General features: G+C 64.9%; 5 protein-coding genes. All 5 read right to left on the bottom strand.

Going from position 1 to position 12,214, the window contains the following annotated elements; translation table 11 throughout:
* Positions 1-180: 180 nt before the first annotated feature.
* The 5 genes from OG300_RS08590 to OG300_RS08570 all read right to left on the bottom strand — a co-directional run bounded on the left by OG300_RS08590 (position 181) and on the right by OG300_RS08570 (position 12,189).
* Complete coding sequence (locus OG300_RS08590; RefSeq protein ID WP_405498508.1) at positions 181-951, bottom strand: SDR family NAD(P)-dependent oxidoreductase; 771 nt, start codon at positions 949-951, stop codon at positions 181-183.
* A gap of 74 nt (positions 952-1,025) precedes the next feature.
* Complete coding sequence (locus OG300_RS08585; protein WP_405493914.1) at positions 1,026-2,072, bottom strand: cupin domain-containing protein; 1,047 nt, start codon at positions 2,070-2,072, stop codon at positions 1,026-1,028.
* 1,058 nt (positions 2,073-3,130) lie between these two features.
* Positions 3,131-4,669 (bottom strand): flavin-containing monooxygenase, encoded by a 1,539-nt coding sequence (locus OG300_RS08580; RefSeq protein ID WP_405493912.1) that lies wholly within the window; start codon positions 4,667-4,669, stop codon positions 3,131-3,133.
* A 19-nt stretch (positions 4,670-4,688) separates the two neighbouring features.
* Complete coding sequence (locus OG300_RS08575; protein WP_405493910.1) at positions 4,689-10,850, bottom strand: SDR family NAD(P)-dependent oxidoreductase; 6,162 nt, start codon at positions 10,848-10,850, stop codon at positions 4,689-4,691.
* Positions 10,851-10,860: 10 nt separating this feature from the next.
* Positions 10,861-12,189: a thioesterase domain-containing protein gene (locus OG300_RS08570; RefSeq protein ID WP_405498507.1), complete on the bottom strand. Its 1,329-nt coding sequence runs from the start codon at positions 12,187-12,189 to the stop codon at positions 10,861-10,863.
* Positions 12,190-12,214: the final 25 nt, after the last annotated feature.

Raw genomic sequence — 12,214 nt, 5'->3', positions numbered from 1 at the left:
GCCGGGCACGCAGCGGACATTCAGCGGAAAGAATGACACCGGCCAGCGGCCTCGGGCATGGAGGGCAGGAACAGGGCCATCCAGCGACTCGCGATCGGTTACCGCAACGCTACTCCGACGGCGGCCCCGTTCAAGTTGAACTCATGTGACGTACAACTCTCGACCGCCGTACGGACACCTTCAGACCGTGTAGCCGCCATCGACATCCAAGGATTGGCCGGAGATGAAATCGGCTCGATCCGATGCGAGAAACGCGACCGCCTCGGCGATATCGTCGGCGTCCCCGAAACGACGCAGCGGGATATTGCGCCGCGCGACCTCCAACGCCGCCTCATCCAGATCGCCGGAACTGATGAGACGTTCGGCCATCCCGTCGGTCAGCATGCCCGGACCGACGCAATTGACACGGATTCCGTAGCGGCCCTCTTCGACCGCGAGACCACGGGCCACCGCCTCGACGGCCGCCTTGGGGCCGGAGGAGAGTCCGTCCCGGACCGGATAGCGGCGGGTCGCGGCGGTCGTCACCGCGACCACCGAGCCGCGCGAGCGACGCAGCAACGGAAGCGTGGCGTGCATCAGGTTGAAGAAGGCAGCGGCATCAGCGTTGAGCTGTTCTCGATACTGCTGCGGGGACACGCCGCTGAGATGGACCATCGGAACGTGTGGTCCGGCGGCGTAGACCACGGTGTGCAGAGCGCCGAAGCGCTGCTCGAATCGGGCCACGACCTCGGCGACCGCATCCGAGTCCGCGAGATCCAGCGCCCAGGCTTCACACGAACGCCCCTCCTGCACAACGTCTTTCGTGAGCGCCTCGGCGGCAGCACGGTTCGCGCGATATGTGAGCCCGATATCGCTACCCCGCTGTGCGAGGACACGAACGACTGCCGCGCCTATCCCGCCGGTGCCACCGGCTACCAGCGCGGCACCATCGCGCTTCCCGAAATCGTCGATCACAACGCCTCACTTTCACCAAGCAAATGCTTGGTGCAGCCTACTTGCATCCATTCGACCCGTTCGGTTCGCGTTCAGTCCGCGACGGGATCGAGGGGGTTGCGGCGGGTGACCAGTAGCGGGTCGGCCGGGGTGAACGGGAGTTCGGGCAGTGCGTCGAGGGCGATGCCGAAGGTCGCGGCGAGCACCTCGCGCGAGTAGGCGCTCGCCGAGGCGCGGTAGCCGATATCGGCCGGGGTCGGCTGGTCGAAGAAGATGAGGATGTGCAGCTCCGGCGCGTCGATGACCTCGATGTGATGGGGGTAGGCGCGGGGAACGAAGTAGACCTCCCCGGCCCTGACGATGTAGGTGTCCAGGGCGCCATCGGGATTCATGATCGTCATTCGCGCCGCGCCCCTGTGCACGTATCCCATTTCGGCGGTGACCGGATGCCAATGCGGTTCGCGCATACCGTCTTCGCTGACGCGCAGCGAGTACATCGAAATGTCGTGCAGCGCAGGCCAATACTGCACGCGGGCGGTTCGCGCCGATCCGGCGGCGGAGGCGACGGGCGGCGCCATCGCTTCGACCGCGAAATGGTGCGGATCGCCGAAGTGCGCCGTCGGCGGGACATCCGGACCACCTTCTCGGGCCACGATCATCTTGGCTGTGGTGCTGCGGCGAATATTCGCGAAGGACTCAGAGGGCAGGTCGTAGGTGTTGCCGAGCACCGCGTCGCTCATCGCGCCCAGCGCGGCGCTGAAACCGAAATCCTCGGGCCGCTCGTGACGGAAGGCCACGATGAACTCGGCATCGGAATCACCGATGTTCTCGACATGATGCAGAGCGCCGGATTCGATATGGAACATTTCTCCCGCGCTGACCGTGAACGAGGAGAACTCGCTGCCGGCGTCGAGCACCGAGACCAAGGCCTGCCCGGCGGTGCAGTAGGTGAGTTCGGTGGCGTTGACGTGCCAGTGCGGTTCCCGGATCGCGCCGGGAGCCAAGCGTAATCGCTTGATCGACAAACCCTTCAAGACCGGGAAGTTGTCGGCGGTGAGCCGGTGAATCGACCCGAGTTCACTGCGGTACATCTCTTCGCCGTCGAGTAGCGAGGCGACATGGATCGATGGCTTTCGCATAGGGCCCACCTTTATCGCAGGGAATCTGGCTCTTCAGGTACCGATGAATTCCGCCGTTCGAAGACAGTCTGCTCTCCCATGAGCATCGCAACCTGTACCGGTGTCCTGACCGTGGCCGTGCCGGTGACCGACCAGGACCGCAGCAAAGCCCTACTCGAACAACTCGGCTTCGAAACCCACCTGGACGCCGAATTGCAGCCGGATTCCGCTGGCTGGAAATGCGCGTGCCCAGGACCGAGACCCGCACACAGTATCGCCACCCATGAGCCCTCGGGTCGATCACGATCGTGGCGCTGACGCTGGCCTCGCGCGGTCCGAGCTCGCGCCGGCGATGTTCAGCCGCGTGTGACGCCTGGGTCGCCGATCATCCTGCGCCACAGCGGTTGTCGCGGACTCCGCCAAACCCTGTGCGACAGCCTCACCTCTACCGGTGAGCCGAATCGATCCGCGGATCATCAGCGGCTCGTCCCAGCTGCCGTCGTCATCGGAGGTGAGCAGCCCGTGCACCGCCAGCAGGCGGAGCGCCCCCGAGAGAGCTGCTGTGGGCCCCGGTACGAATCTCATCAGAAGCGCTGTTGTGCAGCCGGATTCGGACAGCAGATCGAGCATGCGGACGATGTGCTCATTGCTGGCCGTCAACGCGGCGAACAACCCTCGATCGTCGGGATCGCCGGCCATCACGAACCATCTCCTCGCTGCCCGGACATGAGATATTCCGGACCAGACATGGAAGATAGGCGGGTTCGAGCGGTGTCGACGCCGACATTGACGCACCCTTGCCGTCATCGAGCCGACTATTTGCGGGATCAATACGTTCCGAGACGCAACCGCGAGCGCTCACCGCGATGAACCAGGACACCTCGATGACCGAGTCGAGCTCAACCACAGCCACCTGAAACACCAGGTCGGCCGCACGTTACCCACCGGAATCCCCGTCCAAAGGCGGTAGCCGCAGTGGCGTGGCCAACGTGATCGGTGCCTGCTCGGCCGGTGAAGATGCTGTGTGCTCGGATAGTTCGCCGATTACCCCCTGTTGTTCGAAATCGATGCGGCGCCCGCTATTCTCGCGGGCGAGGGTTGCCGTTGTCCGCGTCGAAGTGGTAGTCGGTGAACGGGAAATGCCTGCCGCGCCAGCGTGTTTCGAGAGCACCGGCAGGCCGGAAATACGCCACGTCACCGTGCGAGTTGCGATAATAGGTTCGAGTACCCTGGTTTTGCGTCTCGACGTAGTACCGGAGAACCCGGCCGCGCCTGCGGATCTCGGCATGGTGCGCGGCGTGCGCCTGTTCGCTCACCTCGACAGTCGACGCATGGCGGCGGCGCGCCTCCATGATCGCTCGAATAGCATGCGAGGCAGTCGTTTCCACCATCCCGTGCCATCCGATATCGGCCATCGTGTACGGTCCGACCAGCATCCAGCGGTTCGGCAGACCGGGTACGGCCACACCCTCGTAGGTCTGTACTCCATGGGCTCCGAAGAACCGACCGAGATCGAATCCGTCCCGCCCGACCACGGCGCCTTCGACGTAGCTTTCCGGATCGGTGTACATCTCGTAGCCGGTAGCCAGCACGATGACGTCATATTTGCGCTCGGTGCCATCGCAGGCCAGGATGCCCTGCTCGGTGAACCGCTCGATGTCGTCGGCGACCAGGCCGACATTGTCGCGATTGAACACCGCCGGATATCCGGCCGACAGGGTGACGCGCTTCGCCATGGGGCCGTAGTCGGGTGTCAGTGCGGCGGCCGTTTCGGGGTCGTCGATGATCCGTCGGAGATACCTTCGGTAAGCCCGCTTGGCCAAGGAATCGAATGCGGCCATCATCGGTTTCGCCACAGCCAAGGGCATGATCGTGACCAGTCTGGCAATGGGTTCCAACCCCAGCAACATCATCCCGCGCAGGGCCGCAGCCACGCCCGGCACCCGCAGGGCGGCTTGGAACCAGCGCGGGACCCGCAAGTCGGGTTTGGCCATGCACCACACCGGCGTCCGCTGGTAGACATCGAGGTGAGCTACCGCAGGCGCGATCGCGGGCGTGAGTTGCACCGAACTCGCGCCGGTACCGACCACTGCCACACGCTTACCCGCCAGGTCGAGAGCATGGTCCCAGCCAGCCGGGCGTTGCACCATGCCGGTGAAATCATCGAGACCGTTTATGCCATCGGGTTTGGGGCGCAGAAAGGCACCGACCGCGCTGATCACGAACCTGGCCGTGATTATCTCGTTATCAGCGGTGTGCAACGCCCATCGACGGTGTTCCTCGTCCCATACTTCGCGGACGATCTCGGTGTGGAACCGCAGATGCCGATAGAGACCGAAGCGGCGGGCGACATCCCGGTGATACGCCTGAACCTCGGCACCTGTCGGGAACGCCGTCGGCCAATCGGCCTTGCGGGCGAACGAGTACTGGTAAACGAGCGCGGGTACGTCCACGCTGATCCCCGGGTAGGAATTGTCGCGCCAACTGCCGCCGACCTCGCCCGCCCGTTCCAGGATAGTGAACTCTTCGATCCCCGCGCGTTTGAGCAGCACACCCGCCGCGATACCGCCCGGACCCGCTCCGATCACCACGATTTCGTGATCGGGTTCTGTTGTCATTGCGCTCATTTTCACTTTCTCACTGAATAGGTTCGATGCCAGCGCTCAGCCGCGTGAGCCATTGGCCTATCAACTGTGCCGTTACCTGGACCTCGGCACCGCACAGCGCAACGTGCTCCGCAGCCACGGTCTGGACCGTCTGCGCGGTCGACCACGCTTCTATCGGCCGGTCAACGATGCCCTGCCGCAATTGCGCCGATCGCCTGAACTTGACGAAAAGCGTGGTGCATTCGAGAGGTTTGTGCTCGATCTGCATCGCCAGGTCGAACCACCAGCCGAATGCGGTCAACCGTGTGGTGGCGAGGTCAGGGATCATCGCGTCCACCTCGAGCAGGTGGTTTCCGCGGCCTTTCAATTGGTGTTCATTCGCCTCGCGGGCGATATGGCCGTCAAGGATGATCAGGCCTTGCAGCTGGCTATTTCCTTGTTCCGACAACCGAGCCGCCGCCGCGTGGGCGATATTTCCGCCCACCGAGTAACCGCCCAGGACGAATTCGTCCTGGCCCACCGTATCGAGAACCGTCTCGACAATGCTGTCGATAGCGGCATCAAGCGAGGCCGGGAGCGGCTCATCCGGAGCGTATCCCAACAGTGGGATAGCCGAAACACGGCGGTGACCACCCAAATCGGCGGCAAGCTGCGTGTACTGAATGGATTCGCCGAGGAATTCCGGGGAATTGATGAATACCAGGTGCGGCAGGACATCCCCGGCACTGTTGCGGGGCGAACCGCCACTGATTCCGATGCCAGTCGACATTCCCGCGGTGAATCGGTCGAACACCGGACGGAGTTTCCCTGCCGCTCGCAAGAACGCCAAACCGTTTCTGAGCCTATTATTTTCGATCGCTTGCCGGATGACACCGACCAAAGTCTCGTCGGGAGCCACGGGTGCTGCCGCCGGAAGGTCGGTGGCTGCGAGTTCTCGCAGCATGTATCGGGCGAGGGTGGCCGGTGTGGGATGGTCGAAGATCACGGTGGCGGGCAGTCGCAGTCCGGTGAGCGTATTGAGTCGATTGCGGGCCTCGACCGCGGCCAGCGAATCGAAGCCCAACTCCCGGAAGTTGCCGGCTGGATCGATCGCGTCGGGACCATCATGGCCGAGCACAATCGCCATCTGTTCTCGCACCACGCCCAGCAGCATCGGCAGTCGCTCGGCTTCCGCCAGCGCTGAAACCCGCTCTTGCACAACCGCTCCGGGCTCCCGCGACAGCTCCGGCACCGAACGACGTCGCGCACTCGAAACCAATCCCCGCAGCAGCGGGATCGATGTCCCAGCCCTGACCTGCGCATCCAGCACCACACGGTTCAGTGGTGCCGCGACCACGCCGGCACGATCCTGAACGATCGCAGCGTCGAACATCGCCAGACCTCGCTCGGTCGAAATGGGTGAGAGCCCAGCACGACCCAACCGAGCGGTGTCGGCAGCAACGAGGTGCCCGGTCATCCCGGTATCGGAAGCCCACCACCCCCATGCGATCGACGTCGCGGCCAGCCCACTCGCACGCCGGTGCTCGGCCAACCCGTCCAGGAACGCATTCGCCGCCGCGTAGTTGCCCTGCCCCGCATTCCCCAACACACCCGCAACCGAGGAATACAACACGAACAACCCCAGATCCAAGTCGTGGGTCAACTCGTGCAGATGCCATGCCGCAGCAGCCTTGGCCGCCAACACCGCGTCCATCCGGTCCGGTGTCAGTGACGCGATCACGCCGTCATCGAGCACAGCGGCCGCATGCACCACACCCGTCAGAGGGAACCGCTCGGGCACCGCCGACAACAGCTCGGCCACCTCATCGCGGTTTGCGACATCACAAGCCACAATCCGCACCTGAGCACCCAGCTCGCCCAACTCCGTCACCAACAGCGACGCTCCCGGCGCAGCCGCACCACGACGACTCGCCAACACCAGCGACCGCACCCCATGGTTTGTCACCAAATGCCGGGCCAACACCGCACCCAAACCACTCGTGCCGCCGGTAACCAGCACCGTCCCAGCCGACACCACGCCGGTCGTGCCCGGCCTCGACAAGTCGACGGGCGCCGTGCGGACGATCTTCCCGGCATCTGTGGCCTGAACAGGTAGCCGGATCAATCGGGCCGCATGTGCGACACCGGCACGGATCATGATCTGGGGCTCGCCCGAAACGATCACCGCCGCAAGCCCTTCGGCGGTCAGCTCGTCAGTGTCCGTATCGACCAGCACGATACGACCCGGAGCCTCCGACTGCGCCGAACGCACCAGACCCCAGACCGCAGATCCTGCCAAATCAGTGACATCGTGCCCGGCCCCGCCGACCGCACCACGAGTGACAACAACCAAAGTGCTTGCCGTGTAACGCACCTCATCGATCCAGGCCTGCAACACCCGCAACATCTCATGCGTCGCGGCGCGGACACGACTCGGCACATCCGCACCGGCGCCGACCACGCCGCGATCGAATACGACGACCGCGGGCACGGTCACTTCCTCGTTCCGCGCCCAGCTACCGAAATCCTCACCACTGGCGAAGGTTTCGGCATCGGCAGGCGAGATGACCTGCGCCGCCGCTGGCGTCCACTGCACTCCATACAACCCGTCCTGTACCGAGAAGGCGTCCAGCTCTGCGGAAGACACCTCCTGCAGTGTCAAGGACCGGGTCGTGAACACCATCCGGCCGACCGCATCGGCGACCTGGATCGACATCGCACCGATATCGCCGGGCACCGGAGCGATACGCGCCCGCGCCAGCGACGCTCCGCTCGCGTGCAAAGCCACGCCTTGCCAACGGAATGGCAACCTCACCCGCCCCGGACTGGGATCGACATCGACGAGCTGTCCGTGCAGCACCGACTCCAGCAAGGCCGGATGCAGCCCGAACCGCGACACCTCGGTCATCGGCTCGGGCAGCTCGACCTCCACGAATAGTTCGGCGCCACAACGCCATACCGATCGCAATCCCTGGAACGCCGATCCGTACTCGTCACCGGCAACAGCCAACCGGTCATACAGACCATCCACCGGCACGGCGACCGCACCAGCGGGCGGCCACACCGCCAATCCCGCGTCCAGTTCCGGCACGCCCTCGTCACCGAGCACACCCTGCGCGTGCAGCACCCACCTGCCGTCCGCGGCCTCCGCACGGGAATACACCGACACCGACCGGCAGCCGAGCTCCTCGGCAGCGTCCACCACTACCTGCAACTGCATACCGACCCCGTCGGGCAGCACGAGCGGCGTCAGCACAGTGAACTCCCGTAGCAACGCGCAACCCACTTCCGCTGCCGCACGCAACGCCAACTCCACGAAAGCGGTCCCGGGGAACAGCACACACCCGCCGACTGCGCGATCGGCCAGCCACGGATGGGTCGCCAGGCCGACTCGGCCGGTCAGCACCACACGGTCCCCGTCCGGGGACACCACCACCGCGCCCAGAAACGGATGATCGGCCGCCGAGAGCCCCAGCGACGACGGGTCCCCACTACTAGAGTCGCCATCCAGCCAATATCTGCGCCGCGCAAACGCATACGTCGGCAAAGCTATCCCGCCCGCAGGAGCAGGTCCCAGCAACGCTGCCCAATCCACCCCCAGACCCGACACCTCCAACTGCGCCGCCGACCGAAGGAAACCTTCCATGCCTTCGTCACGTCGCAGCGAACCCACTACGGTCACGGGATCGGCACCCGCCCGAAGGTCGCAGAGCTGCTCGATGCCGACCGTGAGCAGCGGATGCGGACTGACCTCGAGGAAGGTGTTGTACCCGTCCACCAGCAGGGCCTGAGCCGCGTGTTGGAAATACACCGGTTCTCGCAGGTTCCGGAACCAGTAGTCCGCGTCCAACTCGGTGCCGTCCAGTGCGCCACCGGTCACGCTCGACCAGAACGCCACCCGCGACGAACTGGGCCGAAGTTCGGCAAGCACCGTGCGCAGCGATTCGCGGAGCACATCGACCTGCGGCGAATGCGAGCCGTAGTCCACCGGGATCCGGCGGGCGTGCACGTTGTCACGTGCACAGGCTTGCAGGAAGTACTCGAGCTGCCCTGCCGCACCGGATACCACCGTTGCCTGCGGCCCGTTGATCGCGGCCACGGACAATTCGTCGTATCCGGCCAGCAGCGAGGTGACCTGATCGACAGGCAAGGACACCGTGATCATCCCGCCCCGGCCACTCACAGCGATCAAAGCGGCCGACCGCAGCACCACTACCCGAGCGGCATCCTCGAGGGACAAGGCCCCGGCCACGCACGCCGCAGCGATCTCACCCTGAGAATGGCCCACCACGGCGTCCGGAACAACACCGACCGAGCGCCACAGTTCGGCCAAGGACACCATCACCGCGAAGAGCACCGGTTGAACCACGTCGACGCGCTCCAGCGGCGGCGCACCGTCGGTACCCGCGAGCACGGCGAACAACGACCAATCCACGAGCGGCGAGAACACCGCATCACACTCGGCCATCTTCCGGGCGAACACCGGCGAACAGTCCAGCAGCTGTCTGCCCATACCCAGCCATTGAGCCCCCTGGCCAGGGAATACCAGCACGGTTCTGCGTGGCACGCCGGTAACCACGCCGGTAACCACGGCAGGACTCGGAGCCTGCTCCAGCAGCGCGGTCAGCCCCTCGAGCAGTTGGTCGCGATCCGCACCCACCACCGCGGCACGGTGGTCGAACCGCGACCGCTGAGATGCCAACGACCGCGCCACATCATGCACGTCCAGCAGCGGGTCACCGGCCACGAAATCCCGCAGCCGCCGTGCCTGCCCCGCCAACGCCGCCGGCGTCCGACCCGACACCAGCCACACCACCGGGCCATCCCCGCCGCCACCGACGTCGGTCGCCGATTCCGGCGCCTGTTCGAGAATCACGTGCGCATTGGTGCCGCTGATACCGAACGCCGACACCGCAGCACGACGCGGCCGATCGACCGTCGGCCAATCACGTTGCGCGGTCAGCAGTTCCACCCGCCCAGCAGTCCAATCGATATGCGTGGACGGCTCATCCGCATACAGCGTCTTGGGCAGCACCCCATGCCGCAGGGCCTGCACCATCTTGATCACACCGGCCACACCGGCCGCCGCCTGAGTGTGCGTGATATTGGACTTGACCGAACCCAGCCACACCGGCTCCGAATCACGATCACGCTGACCATAAGTGGCCAGCAATGCCTGCGCCTCGATCGGATCACCCAACGTGGTACCGGTCCCGTGGGCTTCCACCGCGTCAACCTCGACCGCCGACAATCCGGCATTCGCCAACGCCCGCCGAATCACCCGCTGCTGCGAAGGACCGTTCGGAGCAGTCAAACCATTCGACGCACCATCCTGATTCACCGCCGAACCACGCACCACCGCCAACACCCGATGCCCATTACGTTGAGCATCCGACAACCGTTCCAGCACAAGCACACCCGAGCCCTCACCGAAGCCGGTCCCGTCAGCCGCATCAGCGAACGGCTTACACCGACCATCCGGCGCCAACCCCCGCTGGCGGCAAAATTCCACAAACGCTTCCGCGGTCGCCATCACCGTGACCCCACCAGCCAAGGCCAGCGAACACTCCCCCGAACGCAATGCCGCCACCGCCTGATGCAACGCCACCAAGCTCGACGAACACGCCGTATCCACCGATAGCGCAGGCCCTTCCAACCCCAGCACATACGACACCCGACCTGACACCACGCTCAGTGCGGAGCCGGTCATTCGATACCCCTCCGGTCCGTGGTCAGCCCCGATGCCGGATGTCCCGCCATAGGTCTGCCCCATGACACCGGCGAACACGCCGGTGTCACTGCCACGCAGCGAATCCGGCTTGATGCCCGCCTGCTCCAACGCCTCCCACACCGTCTCCAACAGCAATCGCTGCTGCGGATCCATGGCCAGCGCCTCGCGCGGACTGACCCCGAAGAATTCCGGATCGAAATCTCCGGCGTCGTGGACGAACCCGCCCTCCCGCACATACGACCTGTCCGCCAACCGATCCCACCCACGATCGGACGGCCACTCCGAGACCGCATCCCGACCCTCGAGCACCAGACGCCACAAATCGTCCGGCGACCGCACACCTCCCGGAAAACGACACCCCATACCCACGATCGCCACCGGCTCCGAGCCCGCCTGCGTCAGCTCCCGCAGCTTGGCCCTGCTTTCCTGCAGCTCGGCCGTGACCCGTCGTAGGAGATGTTGCAGCTTTTGCTGATCGACCATTCTCGAACCTCTATTCCTGGCTCAACCATTGGTCGACCAGCTGTGCGGTCGTATGCGCCTCGGTGCTGCACAGTTCGACATGTTGCGCGTCCACGGTCCGGACGGTCTGTGCTGTCGACCAGGTTTCTACGGGCCACTCGTGGAGGTTGTGCGCCGGTGACGGTTTCGTGCACTTGATGACGAGCGCCTTACATTCGACCGGCAGGCACTCCACTCGCCGCAGCAGGTCGATCCAGCACGCGAGAGCGGTCAAACGATCGCTGGTGAAGCCGGCCAGATCGGGGATCGACGCGTCGGTGTCGACCACGGCGTCTCGCGCGGTGTCCATTTGGCGGTCATTCGCCTCGGGAGCGATGAAGGAATCGAAGATGACCAACCCCTGGAGCCGCGTATTGCCTTGTCCCAGCAGGCGAGCCGCGGTGGCGTGGGCGAGGTTCCCGCCCCCCGACATGCCACCCACGACGAATTCGTCGTCGCCCACGGTGTCGAGGACGGTCTTGGCGATACTGTCGATGGCGGCGTCGAGCGACGCGGGCAAAGGCTCGTCCGGCTCGTATCCCGACAGTGGGATAACCGAGAAACGGCGATGAGCGCCCAGGTGAGCGGCGAGAAGAATGTACTGAATGTATCCGCCGAGAAACGCCGGGGTACAGATCATGACGATGTGCGGCAAAACATCTCCGCCACTATTGCCGGGCGTGCCGCCGGTGAGTCCGATACCCTTCGGTATTCCGGCCGTGTGGTCGTCGAACATAGGGCGAAGTTGCGCGGCCGCGAGAAGCATCTCCATGCCGTCGCCGAACCTGTCGTCTGCGATCGCTTGCCTGAACATGCGTACAAGAGTTGGCTCGGCGGATCGAGCGGTCGCGGCGGGAGGGGTGTAGCCGGCCCCGTTGTGCCGCGGTACGAGCAGCACGTCTCCGCGCATGGCGAGCTGCGGTTCGGCGCTGGCGATCGCGGTGACGGTCATGTTCCGTATTGCCATGAGTCCGAACAGATCTCCGAGGCCCTTGTCGGCGGAGTCGGTGTCGACGAGCACAATCCGCCCCGGATGCTCGGATTGCGCCGACGCCACCAACTCCCATATCGCCGATCCCACCGGGTGCACGACCTCGTCGGTCGATACCGCAGTCGCGCCGCGCGTGAGAACCAGGAACGGGCTGGAATCGAAGCGTCGTTGTCCGGACCAGGACTCCAGAGCTGCTGACACCTTCTGCGCCATGGCCTGCGTATCCGTTGGCAGCGAACCTGATTCGTCTCTACGGCAGTCCAGAACCATGACCTGGGCGGTGTCGCTGTCGGGCCCGTTCAGTGCTTCTTCCCAATCGCAGGGCGCCACCTCGGGCAACGAGGTGGGAGTGGGG

The organism is Nocardia sp. NBC_00511 (assembly GCF_045161165.1).
In the GTDB taxonomy this organism is placed as follows: Bacteria; Actinomycetota; Actinomycetes; order Mycobacteriales; family Mycobacteriaceae; genus Nocardia.
Note: the sequence above shows the minus strand (reverse complement) of the source record. Positions and strands in the feature narration are given on the sequence as shown.